The 23,751-nt window shown below is 56.5% G+C and carries 20 protein-coding genes; 2 read left to right on the plus strand and 18 right to left on the minus strand.

The features are described from left to right. Positions 1–3: 3 nt before the first annotated feature. The 10 genes from leuB to MCACP_RS12555 form a co-directional block, all read right to left on the minus strand. Positions 4–1,077 (minus strand): 3-isopropylmalate dehydrogenase, encoded by a 1,074-nt coding sequence (leuB, locus tag MCACP_RS12510; protein WP_406677073.1) that lies wholly within the window; start codon positions 1,075–1,077, stop codon positions 4–6. Further along, on the minus strand, positions 1,070–1,570 hold the full coding sequence (locus MCACP_RS12515; protein WP_406677074.1) for a 3-isopropylmalate dehydratase small subunit: 501 nt from the start codon (positions 1,568–1,570) through the stop codon (positions 1,070–1,072). The genes leuB and MCACP_RS12515 overlap by 8 nt, the downstream gene beginning before the upstream one ends. Beyond that, the gene (gene leuC, locus MCACP_RS12520; RefSeq protein ID WP_406677075.1) at positions 1,567–2,832 is read right to left on the minus strand and encodes a 3-isopropylmalate dehydratase large subunit; all 1,266 of its coding nucleotides are present in this window, start codon (positions 2,830–2,832) and stop codon (positions 1,567–1,569) included. Before leuC ends, MCACP_RS12515 begins: the two co-directional genes overlap by 4 nt. Before the next feature lie 297 nt (positions 2,833–3,129). Further along, complete coding sequence (locus MCACP_RS12525; protein WP_406677076.1) at positions 3,130–4,677, minus strand: 2-isopropylmalate synthase; 1,548 nt, start codon at positions 4,675–4,677, stop codon at positions 3,130–3,132. 25 nt (positions 4,678–4,702) lie between these two features. Beyond that, positions 4,703–6,385, minus strand: a complete 1,683-nt coding sequence (gene ilvB / locus MCACP_RS12530) for a biosynthetic-type acetolactate synthase large subunit (protein ID WP_406677077.1) — start codon at positions 6,383–6,385, stop codon at positions 4,703–4,705. Next, the gene (ilvN, locus tag MCACP_RS12535) at positions 6,369–6,887 is read right to left on the minus strand and encodes an acetolactate synthase small subunit (RefSeq protein WP_406677078.1); all 519 of its coding nucleotides are present in this window, start codon (positions 6,885–6,887) and stop codon (positions 6,369–6,371) included. The genes ilvB (MCACP_RS12530) and ilvN overlap by 17 nt, the downstream gene beginning before the upstream one ends. After that, the gene (gene ilvB / locus MCACP_RS12540) at positions 6,884–8,581 is read right to left on the minus strand and encodes a biosynthetic-type acetolactate synthase large subunit (RefSeq protein WP_406678753.1); all 1,698 of its coding nucleotides are present in this window, start codon (positions 8,579–8,581) and stop codon (positions 6,884–6,886) included. Before ilvB (MCACP_RS12540) ends, ilvN begins: the two co-directional genes overlap by 4 nt. Positions 8,582–8,626: 45 nt before the next feature. Further along, on the minus strand, positions 8,627–10,285 hold the full coding sequence (ilvD, locus tag MCACP_RS12545; protein WP_406677079.1) for a dihydroxy-acid dehydratase: 1,659 nt from the start codon (positions 10,283–10,285) through the stop codon (positions 8,627–8,629). Between the two features lie 21 nt (positions 10,286–10,306). Then, on the minus strand, positions 10,307–11,185 hold the full coding sequence (ilvE, locus tag MCACP_RS12550) for a branched-chain-amino-acid transaminase (RefSeq protein WP_406677080.1): 879 nt from the start codon (positions 11,183–11,185) through the stop codon (positions 10,307–10,309). Between the two features lie 210 nt (positions 11,186–11,395). Then, on the minus strand, positions 11,396–13,141 hold the full coding sequence (locus tag MCACP_RS12555; RefSeq protein ID WP_406677082.1) for an L-lactate permease: 1,746 nt from the start codon (positions 13,139–13,141) through the stop codon (positions 11,396–11,398). Between the two features lie 314 nt (positions 13,142–13,455). On the opposite strand from MCACP_RS12555, the gene MCACP_RS12560 reads away from it, so the two are divergent. Continuing rightward, positions 13,456–13,623 carry a hypothetical protein gene (locus MCACP_RS12560; RefSeq protein ID WP_406677084.1) on the plus strand — a complete coding sequence of 56 codons (168 nt, stop codon included), beginning with the start codon at positions 13,456–13,458 and terminating at the stop codon, positions 13,621–13,623. A 66-nt stretch (positions 13,624–13,689) separates the two neighbouring features. Here the strand turns inward: MCACP_RS12560 and MCACP_RS12565 are convergent, their stop codons facing one another. Further along, entirely contained in the window at positions 13,690–13,908 is a 219-nt protein-coding gene (locus tag MCACP_RS12565; protein ID WP_406677085.1) for an FmdB family zinc ribbon protein, read from the minus strand. A 24-nt stretch (positions 13,909–13,932) separates the two neighbouring features. Then, positions 13,933–15,129 carry an HD-GYP domain-containing protein gene (locus MCACP_RS12570; protein ID WP_406677086.1) on the minus strand — a complete coding sequence of 399 codons (1,197 nt, stop codon included), beginning with the start codon at positions 15,127–15,129 and terminating at the stop codon, positions 13,933–13,935. A 154-nt stretch (positions 15,130–15,283) separates the two neighbouring features. On the opposite strand from MCACP_RS12570, the gene MCACP_RS12575 reads away from it, so the two are divergent. Next, entirely contained in the window at positions 15,284–15,532 is a 249-nt protein-coding gene (locus tag MCACP_RS12575; protein WP_406677087.1) for a tautomerase family protein, read from the plus strand. 222 nt (positions 15,533–15,754) lie between these two features. On the opposite strand, the gene MCACP_RS12580 is transcribed toward MCACP_RS12575, so the two are convergent. The 6 genes from MCACP_RS12580 to MCACP_RS12605 form a co-directional block, all read right to left on the minus strand. Beyond that, positions 15,755–17,254, minus strand: coding sequence for an aminotransferase class I/II-fold pyridoxal phosphate-dependent enzyme (locus tag MCACP_RS12580; protein WP_406677088.1), 1,500 nt, complete (start codon positions 17,252–17,254; stop codon positions 15,755–15,757). A gap of 164 nt (positions 17,255–17,418) precedes the next feature. Next, positions 17,419–18,564: a fructose-1,6-bisphosphate aldolase/phosphatase gene (gene fbp / locus MCACP_RS12585; protein WP_406677089.1), complete on the minus strand. Its 1,146-nt coding sequence runs from the start codon at positions 18,562–18,564 to the stop codon at positions 17,419–17,421. A 179-nt stretch (positions 18,565–18,743) separates the two neighbouring features. Continuing rightward, on the minus strand, positions 18,744–20,198 hold the full coding sequence (locus MCACP_RS12590; protein ID WP_406677090.1) for an SLC13 family permease: 1,455 nt from the start codon (positions 20,196–20,198) through the stop codon (positions 18,744–18,746). Between the two features lie 165 nt (positions 20,199–20,363). Continuing rightward, the gene (locus MCACP_RS12595) at positions 20,364–21,440 is read right to left on the minus strand and encodes a zinc-dependent alcohol dehydrogenase (protein ID WP_406677091.1); all 1,077 of its coding nucleotides are present in this window, start codon (positions 21,438–21,440) and stop codon (positions 20,364–20,366) included. Between the two features lie 65 nt (positions 21,441–21,505). Beyond that, positions 21,506–22,762 (minus strand): Tm-1-like ATP-binding domain-containing protein, encoded by a 1,257-nt coding sequence (locus tag MCACP_RS12600; protein WP_406677092.1) that lies wholly within the window; start codon positions 22,760–22,762, stop codon positions 21,506–21,508. Positions 22,763–22,783: 21 nt separating this feature from the next. Beyond that, complete coding sequence (locus MCACP_RS12605) at positions 22,784–23,701, minus strand: sugar phosphate isomerase/epimerase family protein (protein ID WP_406677093.1); 918 nt, start codon at positions 23,699–23,701, stop codon at positions 22,784–22,786. Positions 23,702–23,751: the final 50 nt, after the last annotated feature.

A 23,751-nucleotide genomic window follows, 5' to 3' on the forward strand; every position in this document is an offset into this window, starting at 1 on the left:
GGGCTATCCCTCTTGCAGTTCCCGCCGCACCAGGGCACCCATCTCTGCTGTACCTACCAGGGTGGTCCCCGGTACGTAGATATCCGCGGTGCGGTAACCTCTGGCCAGCACCCGGCCGACGGCTGCCTCCACGGCTGCCGCCGCCTGGTCCATCTTGAAGGAGTACTTGAGCATCATGGCCGCCGAAAGGATGGTCGCCAGGGGATTGGCCTTTTGCTGCCCGGCAATATCCGGGGCGGAGCCGTGGACCGGTTCATAAAGGGCGGTCGTCCCGCCAATACTGGCTGAGGGCAGCATGCCGATGGAACCCGTAAGGACGGAAGCCTGGTCGCTTAAAATATCGCCGAAGGTATTTTCGGTCACAATCACATCAAACCGGGTCGGCTGGCGGACCAGCTGCATGGCGCAGTTATCGACATACATGTGTTCCACGGTTACCTCGGGAAACTCTCCTTTCAGGCTTTCCACCGTATCCCGCCACAGCCGCGAGCTGGTGAGGACGTTGGCCTTATCAACGCTGGTTAAGTGGCAGCGGCGGCTACGGGCTATCGCAAAGGCCAGGCGGGCGATGCGCTCTATTTCCGCCCGGGAATAGAGCATGGTATCGTAGGCTACCTCGCCTGTATCCGTTTTTTCCCGCTTTTTGGGGCCGAAGTAGAGGCCGCCCGTGAGCTCCCGGATAATAATCAGGTCGGTGCCGGTAACTATTTCCCGTTTTAAAGGCGAAGCCTCCGCCAGGGGTTCAAAGAGGTAGGCCGGCCTTAAATTGGCATATAGACCCAGTTCCTTGCGTAAAGGCAGGAGGGCGGCCGTTTCCGGACGCTCTTCCGGCGGCAGGGCATCCCATTTAGGGCCGCCCACCGCCCCCAGGAGCACGGCATCGCTCCGGCGGCAGAGGTCCAGGGTTTCCGGCGGCAGGGCCTGACCGCGGGCATCAATGGCCGCTCCCCCTACCAGGGCCTCGGTAAACTGGAACTCTATCCCCGTGCGGCGGCCGACAACCTCCAGGACCTTTACGGCTTCGGGGACAATCTCGGGACCAATACCGTCACCGGGCAAAACGGCGATTTTATACATGCACCTTCACCTTCCTGGCCACGTAGGGCATCAGCCCCCCCGCGGCTATGAGTTCCTGCATAAAGGGCGGGAAGGGCGCTGCCTGGTAGGTTTCTCCTTTAGTCAGGTTCACAATTTCGCCCTTCTCGGCGTCAATCTTTACTTCATCCCCGGCGTCTATCCCTGCTGCCGCGGCCGGGGACTCAAAGATGGGCAGGCCGATGTTGATGGCGTTGCGGTAGAAAATGCGGGCGAAGGAGGCGGCGATGACCGCCGCCACCCCGGCAGCTTTGATGGCCACCGGCGCGTGCTCCCGGGAACTGCCGCAGCCGAAGTTTTTCCCGGCCACGATAATCTCCCCTTTTTGCACCCGCCCGGCAAAGGTGGGGTCGGCGTCCTCCATGCAGTGGCGGGCGAGTTCTTCGGGGTCGGAGGTATTCAGGTAACGGGCCGGAATGATGGCGTCGGTGTCGATGTCGTTGCCGAAGGTGTGGCATTTACCCTGGATGATCATTTTACTACCTCCTCGGGGGCGGCGATGCGCCCTTTAACGGCGCTGGCGGCGGCTACGGCCGGGCCGGCGAGATAGACTTCGCTTTCCGGATGGCCCATGCGGCCGACGAAGTTGCGGTTGGTGGTGGCAAGGGCCCGTTCGCCTTGGGCCAGGATCCCCATGTGCCCGCCCAGGCAGGGGCCGCAGGTGGGCGTGGAGACGGCGGCGCCGGCTTCGATAAAGATGCTGATGAGCCCTTCGGCCAGGGCCTCCGCGTAGATCTTTTGGGTCCCGGGTATGATGATGAGCCTTACTTCGGGATGGACCTTTTGCCCTTTGAGTATCTCTGCCGCCACCCGCAGGTCCTCCAGGCGGCCGTTGGTGCAGCTGCCGATGACTACCTGGTCGATTTTGATCTCTCCTATTTCCCTTACGCTCCTGGCGTTCTCGGGCAGGTGGGGCAGGGCTACCTGGGGCTCGATTCTACCGGCGTCGATGTCTATTTCCCGGGCATATCTGGCGTCGGGGTCGCTCTGGTAGATGCGGTAGTCCCTTTGCAGCCGGCCCCGGATGTATGCTATGGTCTTTTCGTCCACCGGGAAGATGCCGTTCTTGGCCCCGGCTTCGATGGCCATGTTGGCCATGGTGAAGCGGCCGTCCATAGAAAGTTCGGCTATGGCTTCGCCGGTGAATTCCATGGCCATGTAGCGGGCGCCGTCGACGCCGATTTGTCCTATGGTGTAGAGGATGAGGTCTTTGCCGCCGACCCAGGGCTTAAGCTTCCCATGGTAGCGGAAGAGGATGGTCTCGGGTACTTTAAACCACAGCTCGCCGGTGGCCATGGCGGCGGCGAGGTCCGTGGAGCCGACGCCGGTGGCGAAGGCCCCCAGGGCCCCGTAGGTGCAGGTGTGGGAGTCGGCCCCTATGACCAGGTCCCCGGGGCCGACCAGCCCCGCCTCGGGCAGCAGGCAGTGCTCGATGCCCATGCGGCCGATTTCAAAGTAGTGGGCAAGCCCCTGCTCCCGGGCGAAATCGCGCAAGATTTTCGCCTGCTCGGCGGACTTGATGTCCTTGGCCGGGGTGAAGTGGTCCGGCACCAGGACGACCCTTTCCGGGTCGAAGACTTTCTTGAGGCCGAGTTTCTTGAACTCCTTGATGGCCAGGGGGGCGGTGATGTCGTTCCCCAGGGCCAGGTCTATCCTGGCGTTGATGAGCTGGCCCGGCTCCACCTTCTCTAAGCCGGCGTGGGCGGCCAGGATCTTCTCGGTGATGGTCATGCCCATGGAGTTTACCTTCTTCCTCCGAAAAAACTTATCTTTGGCTGGCCATGTTTGCGCTCGCTCCGTGGTCTTCGCGGAGCGGCCTGCGGTTCAGCCTCGGGCTCGGGCGGGGTTCCCGGCCTATTCGGCATCCTTGCCTCAAAGGCCGGCCTCGGACCTCCTGTCCTCGGCCCCGCCCTCGCTCCTCGGCTTCACCAAGGCCGCTTCGCCGCTCAGACCAAGTCGCTCGCTGCAAACAAATGCCAGCCTCAAACTATTATGGTTCGCTCCATCCTCTATTCCGACTTCGGACTTCCTGTTTCATGCTTCCAAAACCTTCAGGTTCTCTTCCCCAATCTCGTAAACGACTTTATTAATCGCGTTCACGTAGGCGCGGGCGCTGGCTTCCAGGACGTCGGTGCTGATGCCCCGGCCGATGAAGACCCGGCCGGCATACTCGACCTTGACGGTTACCTCGCCCACGGCGTCTTTCCCGCCGGTAACGGCATTGAGAGCGTAGGATTTAAGACAAACAGGAATGCGCGTTATCTTGTCAATGGCCTTGAAGGCGGCGTCCACCGGTCCTTCGCCGCAAGCCGCCTCTTCCTTTAATTCCTGGTCCACTCGGAGGCCGATAGTGGCCGTGGGTACCACACGGTTCCCCGTGGAGATGTGGATATGCTCCAGGACGAATTTTTCGGGAATCTGTTTAACTTCGTGCTCGACAATAGCCTCCAGGTCGCGGTCGGTAATCTCCTTTTTGCGATCGGCCAGTTCTTTAAAGCGGGCAAAGGCTTTGTCGAGTTCCGCTTCATTGAGTTTAAAGCCCAGTTCTTCCAGGCGGCTGCGCAGGGCATGGCGGCCGGAGTGCTTGCCCAGGACGATATTGTTATGCACCAGGCCGATCATGGTCGGGTTCATAATCTCATAGGTGGTGCGCTCCTTCAGGACGCCGTCCTGGTGAATGCCGGCCTCATGGGCGAAGGCGTTCTTGCCCACGATAGCTTTATTGTACTGGACGGGCATGCCCGTCAGGCTGCTCACCAGCCTGCTGGTGCGGTAGATCTCCTCGGTGACAATGCCGGTGTGGCAGCCGTAATAGTCGCGGCGGGTATAGAGGGCCATGACCAGCTCTTCCAGGGCCGTATTGCCGGCCCGCTCGCCGATGCCGTTAATGGCCCCTTCTACCTGGAGGGCGCCGTTCTCAATGGCTGCCAGGGAATTGGCCACTGCCAGCCCCAGGTCGTTATGGCAGTGGACGCTGATTTGCACCTGTTCAATCCCCGGTACCCGCCGGCGAATCTCGGCGATAAGGCGGCCGAACTCGGCCGGGGTGGCATAGCCGACGGTGTCCGGGATGTTGAGGACGGTGGCCCCGGACTCAACGGCTGCTGCCAGCACCTGGCACAGGAAGTCGATATCGCTCCGGGAAGCGTCTTCCGGGGAAAACTCCACATCCTGGCAGTAGCTCTTGGCCCGGGCCACCCCTTTACGGACGGCGGCCAGGACTTCCTCCCGTGTCATGCGCAGCTTGTATTTTAAATGAATATCGGAGGTAGCAATAAAGACATGAATTCGCGGCCGTTTGGCTTCCTGCAGCGCCTCCCAGGCGCGGTCGATGTCCCGGTCATTGATCCGCGCCAGGCCGGCTATAATCGGGCCCTCTACTTCCCGGGCTATGGCCCGCACGGCTTCAAAGTCGCCGGGGGAGGCAATGGGAAAGCCGGCTTCAATAACGTCAACCCCCAGGCGGGCCAGCTGGTGGGCGATTTGCAGCTTTTCCTCGACATTGAGGCTTACCCCGGGCGACTGCTCGCCATCGCGCAGGGTGGTATCAAAGATATAAATCCTTTTGCTGGTATCCGTCAAAACACATCAACCTTCCTTGGCCAGTTTATTCCGGCAGGAGCATTTCGTTCAGGGCCGCTCCATTCAGGACCATAGGGTAAACCATTTCCTCTTCGCTGATCAGACAATCGATAAGGGTGAGCCCATCATCCTGCATGGCCCGGGCCAGCACCGGTACCACTTCTTCTTGTTTAGTAATACGCAGGCCGGTTGCCCCGTAGCACTCGGCCAGGCGAACGAAATCGGGGTTACCCGTAAATTTCACCGCCGTATACCGGCGCTCGTAGTAAAAATGCTGCAGCTGGCGTACCATGGCCAGGCTCTGATTGTTGAAAAGTAAAATCTTTAAGGGCAATCCCTGTTCTATGGCCGTACCCAGCTCGGCCATCCCCATCTGGAAGCTGCCGTCGCCGGTGATGACCCACACCTGCCTGTCGGGCCGGGCGAGGGCGGCGCCGATAGCAGCCGGCAGACCGTAACCCATGGTGCCCAGGCCGCAGGAGGAAATAAAGGTGCGGGGCTCGGTATAGCCGTAAAAGAGGGCCGCCCACATCTGGTGCTGGCCGACGTCGGTAGCAATAATGGCCCGGCCGCGGGTCATTTCCCCCAGGCGCTCGATGACCCACTGGGGCCGCACCTCACCGCCCCGGCCGTAAGTGAGGGGATAATTATTGCGCAGGGTTTTTATCCGCTCCAGCCACTCCGGGTGCCCGGCCGGCTCTACCAGGGGCAGGAGCTCCTTCAAGACACAGCTAATATCGCCCACCAGGGGCAGGTCGACCCGGAGGTTTTTACCGATTTCTGCCGGATCAATATCGATGTGGGCTATTTTAGCCCGGGGCGCGAATTTTTCTATGGCCCCCGTCACCCGGTCGTCAAAGCGAACCCCCAATCCCACCAGCAGGTCGCATTCCATAACGGCGTGGTTGGCACAGGGTTTGCCGTGCAGGCCGACCATCCCCAGGGCCAGGGGATTGTCTTCCGGAAAGGCCCCCAGGCCGGTGAGGGAGGTGGCCACCGGCGCCTGGATTTTTTCCGCCAGTTCCTGCAGGTATCGTTCCGCCCCGGAAGCGATCACCCCGCCGCCGGCAAACAGCAGCGGCCGTTCAGCTTCCTGGAGGAGCTTAGCCAGGGCGCGGAGCTGGCCCGGGTGGCCCTGGTAGGTAGGTTTATACCCGCGCAGCTCGACCTTTTCCGGAACCGGCGCCTGGCAGGGAGCCAGGGCTACGTCTTTAGGGATATCTATCAGCACCGGCCCGGGGCGGCCTGTACCGGCGATATAAAAGGCTTCTTTGACAATGCGAGGCAATTCCTCGACGTCCTTGACCAGGTAATTATGCTTGGTAATGGGAATGGTTATCCCGGTAATATCGGTCTCCTGGAAGGCATCGCTGCCGACCATACTCGTGGGCACCTGGCCGGTAAAGATTACTACCGGGACGGAATCCATATAGGCCGTGGCAATACCTGTCACCAGGTTGGTGGCCCCGGGACCGGAGGTGGCAAAGCAGACGCCCGTCCTGCCGCTGGTGCGGGCGTAACCGCTGGCGGCGTGGACGGCATTCTGCTCCTGGCGCACCAGGACATGACGAATGGAAGTCTGCGCCAGCTCATGGTACAGGGGCAGGACGGCACCGCCGGGATAGCCGAAGACCAGTTCCACGCCTTCGGCCAGCAAGACCTCCATCACGGCCCGGGCGCCCGTGCGTACCTTAGTCTCCTGTCCCATTACCGCTGGCCTCCATTCCTTTAGTTTTCGCCCCCCGCAGCATGGCGATTTTACCCGTGCGTACCACTTCCCGGATACCAAAGGGGCGCAGGGAGTTTTCCAGGGCATCAATTTTATCGGCATCGCCGGTGGCTTCGATAATCAGGCTGTTGCGGGCAATATCGACGATCCGCGCCCGGAAAATGTCAACTATCTGCATAATCTCGCCCCGGACTGCCGGCTCGGCATTGACCTTAATGAGCATCAATTCCCGTCCCACATGGGGATCGTCGGTGATATCACTGAGCTTGATGACATCAATGAGCTTGTTGAGCTGTTTGCATACCTGCTCGATAATATGTTCATCGCCGTCCACCACGATGGTCATGCGGGAAATGGTTGGATTCTCCGTACGGCCTACAGCCAGGCTGTCGATATTATAACCCCGGCGGCTGAAGAGGCCGGCCACACGGGTTAAAACCCCGGGGCGATTTTCTACCAGAACCGAAAGGGTACGTTTCACTCCTGCCTACCTCCCGTCACCATTTTGTTCAGGGTACCGCCCGGGGGCACCATGGGAAAGACGTTTTCTTCCCGGTCGATTAAAACTTCCACCAGGAAGGGACCATCGGTTTCCAGGGCTTCCTGCAGGGCCGGGATTACCTCCTCCCGGGCAGCTACCCGGCGGGCCGGCAGCCGGTAAGCTTCAGCTATCTTGACAAAATCCGGGTTGCCGCCCAGTTCGGAATAAGCGTAGCGCCGGTCAAAGAAGAACTCCTGCCACTGGCGCACCATACCCAGGTATCCGTTGTTGAGGAGGATAATTTTCACCGGGATGCGGTAATGGCTTAAGGTGGCCAGTTCCTGGATATTCATCTGGAAGCTGCCGTCCCCCGTAATGGCCACGACGGTTTCACCAGGCCTGGCTACAGCCGCCCCCATGGCTGCCGGGACGCCAAAGCCCATGGTCCCCAGGCCGCAGGAGGAGAGGAAGGCTCGCGGCCGGTCCACGGGATAATACTGCACCGCCCACATCTGATGCTGGCCTACATCGGTGCTGATAATGGCCCGGCCCCGGGTTAGGCGGTATAATTCCTCAATTACATACTGGGGTTTCAGGCCGCACTTATCATAGCGTAAGGGATGCTCTTCCTGCCAGCGCCGTATTCTTTGGCGCCATGCCGGGTGCTCCCTTTTCTCAGTGAGCCTTCCCAGTATGGCCTGGAGGGCCTGGCGGGCATCGGCGACAATGGGGATATGGGCCGAAATAACTTTGCCGATCTCAGCGGCATCAATATCGATGTGAATAATTTTCGCTCGCGGGGCAAAGGCCTCAATTTTTCCCGTGACTCTATCATCAAAACGGACACCGATACCGATAATCAGGTCCGTCTCGCAGACGGCGTAGTTGGCGGCGACAGTACCATGCATCCCCACCATGCCAACAAAGAGGGGATGGTTTTCCGGGAAGGCCCCCTTGCCCATCATGCTCATGATTACGGGAATATCCTGTTCTTCAGCGAGCCGCCGTACTTCTTCATGGGCCCCGGAGGTAATCACCCCGCCCCCGATAAAGAGCAGGGGTTTTTCGGCAGCCAGAATGGCAGCAGCGGCCTGGGCCACCTGCAGGGCATGGGGTTCCACCCGGCTGCGGTAACCGGGCAGGCGTAATTTGGGCGGGTAGTGAAAGGCCGCCCTCTGAGTAGTGACATCTTTGGGAATATCGATGAGGACCGGCCCGGGCCGGCCGGTAGTCGCCACATAGAAGGCTTCATGGATGGTTGCCGCCAGATCCCTGATGTTTTTCACCAGGTAGTTGGCTTTGGTAATAGGCAGGGTAATACCGGTAATATCGGCTTCCTGGAAGGAATCCCGGCCAATCATATCTACACCGACTTGGCCGGTAATGGCAATAATGGGAATAGAATCCATATAAGCGTTGGCTATACCTGTTACCAGGTTAGTAGCCCCGGGTCCGGAAGTAGCTATACAGACACCAGGTTTGCCGGTGGCGCGGGCATAGCCTTCGGCAGCATGGGCGGCTGCCTGCTCATGGCGGGTCAAAATATGGCGGATGCTGGATACTGCCAGTTCATGATATAGGGGCAAAACCGCCCCTCCCGGAATACCAAATACAGTATCCACACCTTCTGCCTGCAGGGCTCTAATGATGATTTCGGAACCGGTTAATTTTTTCGTTTCCGCGCGATCCCCAATGGTCGAAGCACTCCTTTGCGCATGAGATAGGTTTTGTATCAACCTTTACTCGAGTACCGCACCCTTAGCCCCGGAGCCCACCATCCGGGCATAACGGGCCAGGTAGCCGCTGGTGATCTTCGGCGGCGGCGGCTGCCACCTGGCCCGGCGGCGGGCAATTTCTTCTTCCGGCACTTTCAATTCCAACTTGCCGGCCTCGATATCAATGGCAATGATATCGCCTTCTTCCACCAGGGCAATGAGCCCCCCTGCCGCCGCCTCGGGCGAGACGTGGCCGATGGAGGCGCCGCGGCTGGCGCCGGAAAAGCGGCCGTCGGTAATCAGGGCCACGGAACTGTCCAGGCCCATCCCGGCCAGGGCGGCTGTAGGGCTGAGCATTTCCTGCATGCCCGGGCCACCCCTGGGGCCTTCATAACGGATAACGACGACATCACCGGGCTTAATCTTTTGCCCCATAATGGCCGCAAAAGCCTCTTCCTCGCTGTTAAAGACGCGGGCCGGTCCTTCATGCTGCATCATTTCCGGCAGGACAGCGCCTTTTTTTACCACCGCTCCTTCCGGAGCGAGATTCCCGTACAGGATAGCCAGGCCACCTTCAGGGCTGTAGGGGTCCTCGAGGGGCCGGATGACATCCCGCCGCCTTACCTCCCGGCCGCTAACGTTTTCCGCTACCGTTTTAGTCGTTACCGTCAGGGCGCTGCCATCAATCAGGCCACGGCGGTAAAGCTCGTGCATTACCGCCGGGATGCCGCCGGCTTCATCCAGGTCCTGGATATGCTGGCTGCCAGCCGGGCTCAGCTTAACGATCTGGGGCGTCCGCCTGCTAATGGCGGCGAAGGTGCTCAAATCCAGCTCCAAGCCCGCTTCCCTGGCAATGGCCGGCAGGTGGAGACAGGTATTGGTGGAACCACCCAGGGCCATATCTACAGCCACGGCATTGTGAAAAGCAGCTGTTGTCATGATATCCCTGGGTCGAATATTTTCCTTCAGCAATTCCATAATGCGCATCCCGGCCTGCTTCGCCAGGCGTACGCGGGCCGCACTGACGGCCGGGATGGTACCGTTGCCCGGCAGGGCCATCCCTAAGGCTTCCGTCATGCAGTTCATGGTATTGGCTGTAAACATCCCCGCACACGAACCGCAGCCCGGACAGGCGCAGTCCTCCAGCTCGGCCAGTTCGGTTTCCGTCATTCTACCGGCCCGGGTGGCGCCTACGGCCTCAAACATGGTGCTTAAGGAGACGTCCCTGCCCCGGTAGCGGCCGGCCAGCATCGGGCCACCGCTGACGAAAATAGATGGGATATTTAAACGGGCCGCGGCCATGAGCATGCCCGGGACGATTTTATCGCAGTTGGGGATAAATACCAGGGCATCAAAGGGGTGAGCAGTGGCCATTACTTCAATCATGTCGGCAATGAGTTCCCGGCTGGCCAGGGAATACTTCATGCCCACATGGTTCATGGCCAGGCCGTCGCAGACACCAATGGTGGGAAACTCCAGGGGCGTGCCGCCGGCCAGGCGGACCCCGGCTTTAACTGCTTCGGCCAGGGTATTTAAATGGATATGACCGGGAATAAGTTCGTTATGAGCGTTGACAATACCTATAAGCGGGCGTTCTATTTCGGCGTCGGTCAGGCCCATGGCCTTTAAGAGCGACCGGTGGGGGGCCCTGGCCAGACCCGTTTTCATAGCATCACTGCGCATGGTTTCTCCCCTAACTTTTAACTAAACAAAGATTTCCGGGCCATCTGTTTTTGTCAGTTCCCTGAACCTGGCGATGAGATCCCTGGTAATGGGTCCCGGCTGGCCATCCCCTATGGCGCGACCGTCCACCTTGACAACAGGGATGACCTCTGCCGCCGTGCCTGTGAGGAAGCATTCGTCGGCCGTATAAACGTCATGACGGGTAAAGACCTTTTCATAAACAGGTATCCCGGCCCCGGCGGCCAGCTCCATAACTGCATTACGGGTAATGCCTTCCAGCAGGCCCACGTAAGGCGGCGGAGTAATCAGCTGGCCGTTTTTGACGATAAAAATATTATCGCCTGTAGCTTCGGCTACATAGCCCTCTTTATTTAGAAACAGTCCTTCCGGAGCTCCCGCCCGGGTGGCTTCCATTTTGGCGATAATGTTGTTCAGGTAGTTCAGGGATTTAATCCGCGGGTCCAGGGCGTCGGGAGCATTGCGGCGGGTACCCAGGGTAACGAGCTCCAGGCCTTTTTCATATAGTTCTAGTGGGTAAAGTTCAATGGCCGCAGCGATACAAAATACTGAGGGCCGGGGACACTTGCGGGGATCCAGTCCCAGGTCTCCTTTGCCCCGGGTAACCACCAGGCGGATATAGGCATCCCGCAAATTATTGCGCCGGCAGGTTTCCAGGACTATCTGCGTCATCTCTTCCTTCGTCAGGCCCGGGTCGAGGTTGATATGCCGGGCGGACTCATAAAGGCGGTCGATGTGCGCCTTCAGGCGGAAGACCCGCCCGTGATAGGCGCGTATCCCTTCAAAGACACCATCGCCGTAGAGTAAACCATGATCGAAAACAGACAACTTTGCCTCTTCTTCGTCAACATACTGGCCGTCAAGATAGATAATGAGCCCCACGCTTCTTCCCCCTCATTTTTTCCGGTCAGTGGCAGTTTTTTTAGCCGGCGCGACAAAAGCCGTAATTATGTTTATGTTTCAGTATAAATAACCGTAAATTAAGTGTCAAGGATTTTTCAAAAATAACCTGTACCGCTTCCACCAGCGGTCCGAACACAAAAAAGGCTACCCCGTTTAAGGAGTAGCCCGGCATTATAACCTGCAAGGGTATTATGGTGTAAAGGGCACCTGCATGCCAGTGAAGACGTAAGCCTGCAGCCAGATCAGGCCGCTCAAAAGGATGGCCAGGGCCAAGCTGTGCCAGACCACGTTGCGGAAGATGGGTCCCACTGCCGCCATGCCTTCTTCATGGTCTTCATAACAGGCTACCGTGGAAACCACGATGCTCTGGGCGTCAATCATTTTACCCATAACGCCACCGGTACTGTTGGCCGTTACTATGAGGACCGGGTTCAAGCCCAACTGCTCGGCCGTGATGCGCTGCAGGCTGCCGAACATGGCGTTGGACGAGGTATCGCTCCCTGTCAGGAAGACCCCCAGCCAGCCGAGCATGGAGGCAAAGAAGGGGTAGGCCGCTCCCGTCCTGGTAAAGGCCAGGCCCAGGATGGCGTCGGTACCGGCATAACGGGTGGTATAACCCAGACCCACGACGGTCGCGATAACGGTAATGGGCACCTTCATGCGGACTACTGTGCGCCGGAGGGTTTCCGACCACTGGGCCGGCGTCAGCCGCAGCACGAAAAATCCGGAAATCAACGCCGCCACCATTATGCCTGTACCGGCGGCCGAAAGCCAGTTAAAAACATAGACTGCCGCCTCTAATTCCGGCTTGTTGCCGTGGGCTACAGGCGGCGTACGGAAGACAAGGCCGTGGAGATAGGGCATATTGATCTTGGGAGCGGAAATTTTATTAAGAAATGCTTTCCAGTCGCCCATGCCCCACAGGAAAACCGCTGCCGCCAGCAGCACCCACGGCAGCCAGGCCTGGATTAGCTCGCCGGTTGTATACCGGGGTAACTGCTGCTTCTTTACGGCCACGGCGCTGGTCGCCGCTGTTTCACCGCCGGCAAGGGCATCTTCCGTAGCAATAATGTGCTTGGGCTGCCATACTTTAAGGAAGAGGGCTGTAACCACCATGCTGACAATACCGCTGGCAATATCCACCAGCATGACGTTTCCGGCCTGGGACATGGCATACTGGGTCAAAGCAAAGGAACCGCCGCAGACCAGAGTGGCCGGCCAGACCTCCCAGACGTCCTTCCACTTGCCTTTATCCATAAAAACCAGCGTGGCTACCAGCCAGAAGGGGACGATGATCGAGAAAAAGGGTAACTGGCGCCCAGCCATCTTGGTAATCAACTCGGCAGGGATACCGCTGACATTGCTCAGGGTAAGAATAGGGGTGCCGATGGCTCCCCACGCCACCGGCGCCGTGTTGGCAATCAGGCAAATCACGGCCGCGGTCAGGGGACGGAAGCCCAGGCCCACCATCAAGGCGCCGGCCACAGCCACCGGGGTGCCGAAGCCAGCCGCACCTTCCATGAAGGCGCCGAAACTAAAAGCAACCAGCAATGCCTGCAGGCGCCGGTCGGGAGAAATACTGGCCACGCTGTTCTTAACTATTTCAAATTTTCCTGTTACTAAGGTCATTGTATAAAGGAAAATTGCCGAAAAAACAATCCAGCCAATGGGCAGTAAGCCATACATAGCACCCATGACAAAAGCACTAAGGGCTGTCGGCACTGGCATTTTCATGACCAGTACTGCCACCAGGATACCGACAATAGCCGCGCTGATAGCTGCATAAGGTGCAAAAATACCCCGCTCGATCCGTCCATATTTATTCTTATGGGGATGAATGGCCAGCAAGTACAGCAGGACGATAATGGGCAGGGCGGCTACAACCGTAGATAAAAAGACGTTGTTCAGAGGATTATAATTCTGGAAGTACTGCAAACAGTAGCCCTCCTTTCAATTTTCCTCATAACTATTTGCGATGAAAAAATAAATCACTTTTGTAAATGATTAATATTACGCCATTCTCACCCCCTAATTAATTTTATGCCACCATATCCTCCTGGCGTCACTGTTCTGCTGGTTAGACCACGAGATGATGATATTTTATATATTCAACGAGAGGCCGGATTCTCCTGCTGAATGATGAAAAAATTATTATTTCACTTTAAACTTGTGATTACTTTAACTATTTTTTGCGGTATAAATGAATCTCCCGGATGCATGCTAAAAAATAAAAGCAGAGTAATTAACAAATGCGAAAGGAGCTTGACGTTATGGCCAGGTTGAACGAACTGGAGGTCGCCCGGTTAAGCGAGGAACAAATCAAACGCCTGCAGGAAACCGAAAAGCTGATTAATGCCGCCGGCAACCAGGATATCTACCTCCTAGCCTTAAAGAAAAACAGCCCGGCTAAAGGTTGACCTTAAAACCGGGCCCTAAACCCGGGACAAACCCGGGCGTGATGGTCGCCCCTGACCGGGGCTTTTTTAATGACAACCGCTGCAGCTGCTGCAACTGCCGCCGCTGCAGCTGCTGCTGGAAGTAGTCGCGCCAGGCTCACCTTTGCGGATATATAAAAAACCGGTAAACCGCTGGCTTACCTGGCCACCGCACTCCGGGCAGCGGACTTTATCTTTATCCTTAATGGCTACAAATTGACTGAACAGGTGCCCGCATCCTTCACATTTAAAATCATAGGTCGGCATGGCTTCATCTCCTTCCTTTAATGATTATAACACCCGGTAACCCTTCTTGTCACCCTCAGCAACCTGAAGTTTACAGGTTAAGGATGGTAAATCTTCCGCCGGCAGGATATGGCTGATGTAATAGTCCATTTCTACCGCCAGGTCAAGGGTCAGCTGTTCGCCGTAAGGTTCTCCGGAGGGCCGGTAAAGAAGACGTACCCGGGGCCGGTGCGAATGTCCCCGGGCCGTGCCCGTAACTACCCCGACATCACCGCTGTTGAGTTGCACCACGGTGCCCACCGGGTAGGCAGCCACGTTGGTCAGAAAGGCTTTAACTATTTCGAAATCATGGGTAAAATTACCCGACCCGGCCAGCATTTCGTAGGCCTCATGAGGCGGATAGGCGCGGCGGTAGACCCTGTCGGCCGTCAGGGCATCATAAACATCCACTACGCCGGTAATCCGGGCAAATTCATGGATTTCCTGCCCCTTTAACCCCTGGGGATAGCCGCTGCCGTTATAGCGCTCGTGGTGTTCCAGGGCTACCCGGGCCGAAACCAGGCTGACTTCCTTCTGCATCCGGAGAATGTCAAAACCGCACTGGGCATGGCGGCAGACAAGTTCATATTCCTCCATGGTCAGTTTTCCGGGTTTATTCAATATATGCAGGGGCACGCAGGTTTTACCGATATCATGGAGCAAGGCTCCTACGCCCAGGTGCAGCAGGGCCTCACGGCTGTAACGCAGGGTCAAACCAGTAACCAGGGCTAAAATACAGACATTAACCGAATGGGCAAAGGTATAATCATCGAGGGTACGAATATCGGTAAGATTGACCATAAGCTCTTTGCGGTCTAAAAGGTCATCAAGCAAGCTGCTGACTATCCGCTGGATGCGGGCCGAATCTACCAGCAGGGGTACATGGCCCTTTCCCCGGCCCTGGTAATTGCCGAAGAGTTCCCTCACAGCCTTGACGGCTGCCAGGCGGGTCTGCTCGCTGACTATATCTTCTACTTCCAGGTCCCCAAGGAGTTCATCGCGAATATATACCGCCGGCACGCCCAGCTCTTTTAAGCGTATTATGTAGCTGGGCTTCAGAACTACACCTTGATTGAGTAATACCTGCCCGTCGGCACTGTAAATGGCCCGGGCAACCACCATCCCCGGTTTTAAACTAGCTACCGCGAGTTTACGCAAACCGGCACTCCCCTTTTCCCGCCGCCCCGCTTTTTCGCCACCCAATCAGGGTAAAATCCTTCCTGTCAGGGCCAGCTAGGCCTTGCCTGCTTAAAAACAGGTAGTATGTAATATCGACAGGAAGAGCCGTGGCTTAAGCAGGAAAATAACACCTGCCAGCGAACATTTTAATAAAATTGCTTGCGGGAGATGATAGCTGATGCCCCTGGCTACCATCCAGATCTGGGAAGGCCCCGACCGGCAAAGAAAGCAAAAACTCATTGAGGCTGTTCGCCAGGCCATGATTACCTACGGCGGCTTGAAACCAGAAGAAATTTATATCGTCGTCCAGGATTTAGCCAGGCATAATTATACCATTAAAGAAGTCTACAGCTCTGAGGATGCCCTTACCTGTGCTACGGTTTGCGGCTGTACCTCTAGTGAGACTTCTCCCGCGCCGTCCAACTGATGCAGGTAATTTACGGCAGCACCGGCCGGCGGCTTACCCCCGGCAAAAATTAACCACCCTTTACCAGGGTGGTTGTTTTTTATCGAGCTTGCTGGTTATGGGGGAAAATGCTATAACCCGGGTCTTTATGCTGGCGGTAGAGGTAATAGCCCAGGGCCAGTACCGCTCCGCCGAGGATTATTATCCCGTAAATCACTCCCAATCACCCCCTGTGGTCAACGCTCAAGCCAGTCCGGCGCGACTGGCCTTCTCGTGCTCCATAAGGCTCACCGTATCCTTCAGGATGCGGATGAATTTTAGTTCCGGGTCTTCCGGGCCCTGGAGATCGGCATGTTCTTTTTTCAGCAAGTTAACATAATCTATAATTTCCCGGGTAATAACCTCCCCCGGGCAGACCAGGGGAATCCCCGGCGGGTAAGCCGTAATGGCTTCGGCGCTGATTTCTCCTTCGGCGTATTCCAGTTCTATGCTGCGCGTCTGGCTGTAGAAGGCCGCCCGGGGCAGCACGGCCATCCGCGGAATAGCCGGCAAGGGCGGGCAAAAACGAACTACGTTTTTTAGAGAGCGTTTTCTGGCAATATCCTGGAAGGCAGCAACCAGGCGGCCGGCCGTTTCCCAGTCATCACCAATGGATACGAGCAGCAGGACGTTATAGAGGTCGGAAAGCTCGACCTGGATCTTGTATTCCCGACGCAGGATCGCTTCCATCTCATATCCGGAAAGACCCAGTCCCTGAACGTTGACGGTAATTTTGGTCGGGTCCAGGGCGGTACAACCGGGCAGGGAAGTTACTTCCTCGCCCATGATGTTCAGGCCTTCGATCTGGGAAAGTTCCCGGCGTATCCACCAGCTTATTTCCAAGGTGCGCTCCAAAAGCTCACGTCCCCGGAGGGCCATTTGTTTCCGGGCCACATCCAGGGAGGCCAGCAAAATATACGATGGGCTGGTAGTCTGGCAAAGGTTGAGGACGGCCTTAATATGCTTGGCATCCAATCTCTTCCCCTGGAAGAGGAGAAAAGAGCTCTGGGTCATAGAACCGGCTAATTTATGGGCGCTCACGGCCGCGAGATCCGCCCCCGCCGCCATGGCCGCCAACGGCAGCGCCGGGTGAAACGGCAAATGGGCACCATGGGCCTCATCTACCAGCACGGGCACGTCAAACTTGTGGGCTACAGCTACTATTTCCTTCAGGGGCGGCACAGTACCGTAGTAATTGGGGCTAATAACAAAAACCGCCCTGGCATCGGGATGCTCTTTTAACGCCCTTTCCACCTTCTCCGGCGTTACTCCCATGGAAATGCCGAAATCCTCATTAATCTCCGGTTCGATATAAACAGGATGAGCCCCGCTCAAAATAAGGCCGCCCAGGGCTGAGCGGTGGGCATTGCGGGGAATAATAATTTTCTCTCCCGGCTGGCAAACGGACATGATCATGGCCTGGATACCGGAGGTTGTACCGTTTACCAGGAAAAAAGCATAATCCGCCCCGTAGGCATCCGCCATCAACGCCTCGGCATCCCGGATAACATCGCGGGGATTGCAGATATTATCCAGCCCGGGTACACAAGTAAGGTCCATGGCCAGGACCCGCTCGCCGACATACTCTTTAAATTCCGCCAGGGCCCGGCCCTGCTTGTGGCCGGGTACGTGAAAGGGAATAACTCCTTCTTCAATATACTGCTTAATGGCCGTAAAAACCGGTGTCCTGGTCTGGTCCAGCATGGCAAACGCCCCCTATCACGCTTTGCAACAGAATTTATTACACCATAAAAGGTGCCGGAATGCAAGCATAATCTTTCTTTATATTTCTATGGGCTTCAGCCATGCCGGGTTACCCCTAAAAAAAGGGAGCCACCCCCAGATGACTCCGGTATTCGCGCTCCTTTTTACTTCGCCCCCAGTTCCAGTTCAGCAGCAAACCTTTGGGTCTTTTCATCCATGCCCACTTTAACAAAGCGGCTCTTCAGTTTAGCCATAACTTCGGGCATGGTGGTGTATTCCATATCCTCCAGGGGCAGGCGGTGAGGTTCGAAGGGCCCCAGGGAACGCAGGTAATTGGCAATTTCGTTGGCTATCTGCCGTGCCTTGTCAAAGGCTACATCGGCAAAGAGATCCTGGGGACCTACCAGGCGTCCGCCGGTCAGCTGAAAGCCCATGGCCACCACCCGCGGCGGCCCGTCAAAGCGGGTCGGCGCTGCCTGGTTAAGGCCTACAGGCATCAGGGGGCCGATATGGGAACCGCGCATCCAGCCGGCTACCAGGTGGGGATTGGCAAAGGGTTCCAGAGCCTCGCCCACAGCGGGCAGGCCGCTCTGGCAGCGGACAATGCACACCGGGTCATCCTTACCGACATAACGCCCGGCCATGAGGTTCAGGCGCTGGGTGCTGGACACGGCGGCGATTTCGCCTGTGGTTTTAGAATAAACGGACTTGATGCAGTAGCGCCCCGGAGCGCCGATGAAGACCAGGAGATCGTACATCTCTTCGGGTAAAGAAAACTCCACCCGCTCATTTTTGATCAGGTCGTAAACCTCAAAGCGGAAACCCTGGTGCATCTTGGGGTCGATTACCAGGCCGATGGTATTGAAGGGATCGGCAAACATCTTGTAGAGGGGGAAGTTCCAGGCGCCGGGTTCGGTCTTGTCGGCGGCAAAGACAATCACCGGCTCACTCTTGCGTTCCTCAAATTCCATTTCGGCAACGCCGGGACCCATGCCCTTGACGTTGCCGGAGAAGGCGTCGGAAAGGAGATCCTGCCCGGCACCGTAAAGTTTCAGCTCCCGGGCGACCTCGGTACATTGCAGAAAAACATTCCAGGCCAGGTGGTGAATTTCCGGGCTATCAACGCCATATTTATGGGTCATGATAAGGTTGATATCATCGCCCACGTGGGTTACCCGGTAGTCTATTAACAGCTTGCTGGCGGCCAGATAGCGTTCCGCCGTCTCCAAAAGGCGCGGGTGGACGCTGGAATGGCCTACATAGCCACCAATATCAGCCTTAATGACGCTTAAAGTAATCTTTTCACCCAAGGTTACATAACCCCCTTATCCCGTAATAAAATAAAATTGTGTTATACTATATGCTCTCATATTCGATATAGAATAGCAGATTCCTTTATTTGAAATAAATTTTTTGGGATAAAAAATAAGGGGTCATTTCGACCCCTGGGTGTATGCGATTACTTATTTTGTAATTTTATGACGTTCTATTACTGTAACGGTATCCCCGCCGGCATCCCGGCAATAACCAGTCCTGCCGCAATGGCAACTGCGCTGATGAGTGTTAAAATGACCCCGATTTTGAAAAGGTCTTTAAAGCTGAAGTAACCGTAGGCGTAGGGCAAAACGAAGGATGGGCTCTCGGTTACCAGGATGAAATGGGTGGAAGAGGCAAACCCGGCGGCGAGGGCCAGGGATAGCACCGGGAAACCATTTTGTTGCGCATAGGCAATAATAAAGGGCACATTAACAGAAGCTGCTGCTGTGAAACTGGAAAAACCTAAAGAGTCGATGGCTACCAGCAGGGTTACCGCAAAAGGTTGCAAAGCCAGGGGCAATGCTGCCATGGGTTTCAAAGCATGCTGGGCTACCCACTGGGCCAGTCCGCTCTGGCTGGCTGCCAGGCCCAGGGCAAAACCGCCCACTACCAGCATCAAGGCGCCCCATTCCAGGTGTTTCTCGACATCGCTCCATTTTTTGAAAGCACCAACACCCGGTATTGATAGGAGGCCGAGAATGAGTAAGGAAACAAAGGCTATGGGTAATTTATTCCATGTTCCGGTAAGCCATAACGCCACAGCCAGGAGAAAAACTGCCAGCGTAGTAATTTCCTCCGTGGACCAGGAACCCATGCCTTTAAGTTCTTTGTAAATAACATCTTTACCATAGGGCAATTCTTTAATCTCGGGCGGGAATAGCTTAAGAATTAGCCACCAAGAGATAATGCCCACTACAGCAAAGATCGGTGTGGCAATGGCCGTCCATTCCAAAAACGATACGCTTACTTTAGCTTTGGTCAGAAAACTCATGGTAATAACATTGGAAGCAACCCCCGAAGGAGTACAGATACCGCCCAGGGTCGACCCAAACATGATGGCCATCATCAGACCCCGGCCCAGGTTGCTCTGCCCCGGCCTGGCATCCACCGACTGCAATAAGCCTACAACGATGGGCAGCATCATGGCTACCACGGCAACGTCGGTAACAAACATGGATATAACAAAAGATACCAGGAAATAAATACCTATTACCCGGCTAACTTTGGTGCCGGAAAGGGCAAGTAACAGGTAAGTGATCCGCTTGCCAAGACCGGACTTAGTAAAGGCTACCGACAGGGCCAGTACACCGATCAGGAACGGCACAAAGCTGTCACCAAAACTCTGGCCAATAGACTTATCCAAACTTAGTATCCCGGTTATATGCAGCATTACCGGAACCATCAAAGCTGTTACCGGAATGGGCAGCGTCTCTGTAAGCCACCAGAAGACAGTAGTCGCCATAACGCCCAGGGTACGCAAAGCCTCGGGTTTCATACCGGCCGGGACTGGTAACACGTAGAAGAGACCCAGAATAGCCAGTCCGACAATAAAATAAGCCCATTTAACGTTAGTTTTGCTATTAGACGTTGCCGGCTGGATTTTAGCCGCCTGATTAGCTGCACTCATTAAATATCCCTGCCTCCAAATAATTTTATTTAATTTATATATTTTTATTGCCAAATGGGAAATTGAGTATTTAATATATAAGTGGGCAGGGAGCTGGCTTTCAGGTAAGGGGTATTATCCTGCTCCCTGCCGGGACGAGCGGCCTTAATCAGGGCCGTTCTCTTTTTAAGGATTAATAACCACCTTCATGGCCCCGTCTTTGCGGTTGATGAAGTAGTCCAGGCCCTTATGGAACTCTTCCAGCGGGAAGGCGTGGGTCATGATGGGTTTAGCGTCAATTTTACCCTGAGCCATCAGGGACAGGGCGCGCTTGCAGTTCTGGTTGCCTTCACCGCGTACCGTCAAAAGGCTGATCTGGTTCATGACCACATAGTCCAGGTTGGCCGTGACCGGTTCTTTATAGAAGGATACCAGCACCATAACGCCGCCTTTTTTAGTTGACTTGATACCGTATTCAAAGGCCTGGGAATTGCCGCCGCACTCGAAAACCCTCTCGGCGCCTTTACCACCGGTGATGGCCATTACTTCGGCCACAGGATCAGCAACCTCGCGGATATTAATAGTATGGGTGGCTCCCAGCTGACGGCCCTTGGCCAGGCGGTCTTCCCGGGTGCCCATGAGGATAATCTTTTCCGCACCCAAAGCACGGGCTCCCTGGACAACGGATAAGCCTATGGGACCCGGGCCGATAACCAGGACCGTATCACCGGCAATATAGCCGCCGCTCTTATCAATGGCGTAAAGGGCACAGCCGGCGGTAGTCACGTAGGTTGCCTCGTTAAAGGAAATATTATCAGGAATTTTATAAACAGAGTTCACGTGCTGAACGGCATACTCGGCAAAACCGCCGTCTACCGTCATGCCGGCGGCCCGGTGGCCTTTATCCAGGCGGCCGTAATTTAAACAGGCGGTATACTTGCCGTCAATGCAATTCTCGCAGCGGCCGCAACCCTTATGGGCCTCAATGGCCACCCGGTCGCCTACCTTGAACTCGTCTACTGTTTCGCCTACCGCCACTACCGTACCGGCCCACTCATGGCCGAAGGTAAATTCCCCGTAGGGCGGCATCTTGGGCATTCCTTTGGTTATGATTTTCACATCGGTACCGCAAATGCCGCAGGCAGCTACCCGCACCAGCACTTCCCCCGGACCGGGCTTGGGTACCGGCTTTTCCACCAGGCGCACGTCGTTGGGACCAAAGAGAACCAGGGCTTTCATTTTCTCGGGGATTTGATATTCCATTTTAAATGACCTCCTTTATTGAATCATTTTTCCTGCAGCAGCAAGCAATATATGGCCAGCTGTTCCTAACCGGCGGCAGAACATTCCCTGCCGGCCAGCCATACTTCCATCAACTGGTGCATAACGGCAGCCGCACTGGCGGCAAAGACCGGGTCGTTAATGTTGGCGTCCAATTTCATTAACTTTACCCGGGGCTCCAGGTTGGCCTCCAGGGCCGCCACCAGGGCGGCATCGGCCTCCGGGTCGTGGAGGGGGCCACCGGCGCGGCCGTTTTCCGACCAGCCTTTAAGAGGCACCATAACAGCTGCCGGCCCGCGAGCGGCGTTTAACCTGGCGGCCAGCACTTCGCCCACCCGGGTCAATTCTTCTTTAGTCGCCCGGACGTTAGTGTTGTAAGGATTATGGTAATGGGTCGGGCGGCCCCGGTAGGCCGGCGGTATGCTCTCCGCCGGGCCAAAGCAGAAATAATCCAGGCCTCCCAGGGAAATCACCATGGGTATGCCCTTTTGGCCCGCCGCCTCCAGGCGCGGCCGCATAGGAGTATAGATATCACCGGCCTCACCAAAAACCTCGGCGAGCAATTCATGGGTGGTAAGATCAAGGACGCCTTGGATCAACCCGGCCTCGATTAATTCCTCCATGGCCGAACCGCAGGCTCCGGAAGCATGGAAGGCAATTACCTCATAACCTAGCTCTACCAACCTCTCCCGGGCGGCCGTGACTACCGCATTGGTATTGCCGAAGGCGGTAGTGGCAATCACCGGCCGACCGCTGTCCTTCAGGGGTTCGCCGTGGGCAGCCATACCCATAACCGCGCCGGCGGCGTTGCTCAAAATGGTCCGGCTGACGGTATTAGGGCCTCCCAACAGGTCGGCTACCGAGAACATCATAATAATGTCCTTGTACTCAATATAGGGGCGGATGTTACCGGAAGCCACCGTGGAAACAATCACCTTGGGCAACCCGATGGGCAGGGCCCGCATGGCGATGGCTGCAATGGCCGTGCCCTGGTTGCCGCCGATGCCCAGGACGCCGGCCAGCTCGCCCCGTGCATAGAGGTCGGTTAACACCCGGGCTGCTCCCCGCCCCATGGTCTGCATCATGGCATCACGGCGTAAAGAGGGCAGGTCCTTAAAATCCACCCCGCCCAGGCGGCAGATTTCTTCCCGCGGATAGGTGGCCTTAAAACCATGGGGGAGGTAGGTGCTCACATCCAGAACCGGAGCCTGCCACCCTCGGGAAGTGATGAATTCCTGCAAAAAGCGAGTTTCAGCTTCTTTGGTGTCGACAGTAGCAACAATGGCGATAGCCTCGCGAGGCACGCTTTTCTCCTCCTGGTTGCTTTAAGCCAAGGCCCAGGCTTCTTTAATGACCCTTTTGGCATTGGCCAGAATTAACTCCGAAGTCTCGCCGGGGAGCAGGGGACGCACTTCGGCGCTCAGGACGGGCCGCTTTTCCGGGCCGATGAGGCCCATGTCGGCCAGCAGACGGAAATAAGCGCTGACCTCCCCGGTATCGATCTCCCCATCCTCCACGCCGAACCTGGGCTGCAGGTCGCCGTACAGGGGATGACGCCGATCCTTCATAACGCAGTTGCCGATATGAAAAGCCATTAAATAATCCTTTACCAGGGGCAGGGCTTCCTCAGGCTTTTCCCGGAGCAAAGGGAAGTGGGAGAGGTCGGCCAGGAGCCCGAATTTAGGATAACTGGGACGCAGTTCCCTGGCAATATCAAGGGCATCCCTGAAATGGCCAATCAAGGATTCTTTGTCAATGTCCCGGTCAAAAATCTTTAAGGTAATGGCCGGGTCGCCCATCTCCCTGGCATATTCACAAATCTGGGCCAGGGAGTCTACCAGCAATTTCTTGGCCTCTTCCCGCCGTTCCGGGCCGGGATCCTTGCCGGCCGGGATGCGCACAGCAACAGCCCCCAGGTCGGAGGCTTCTTTAAGGCAGTTGAAAACCTGCTTGATGGCCCGCTTCCTTTCCCCGGGATCGAAGGAGTTGAGGTTCAATTTTTGGGAAAAGATGGCCGGCTGGCAGGCATAGCAGACCTCGAGGTGGGCAATCTTTAATAAATGGGCTGCTTCGGTGCGCTGCTTGATGTCCTTGATCCAGCCCACTTCCACGGCCGTAAAAAAGTCGTCTTCCGCAATGCGGCGCAGGGTTTCTACCACCGGCCCGGTACCGTTTACTACTTCGGGAAAGGCTTTAAAATGGACGATGCCCACCTTCATGAATTCATAAATGGAAGCCCTCATGCTTAACCTCCCCTTAATTTACGCCATTTTCCCCACTCGCCGGAAGTGTA

Source organism: Neomoorella carbonis, assembly GCF_045278715.1.
GTDB lineage: Bacteria > Bacillota > DSM-521 > Neomoorellales > Neomoorellaceae > Neomoorella > Neomoorella carbonis.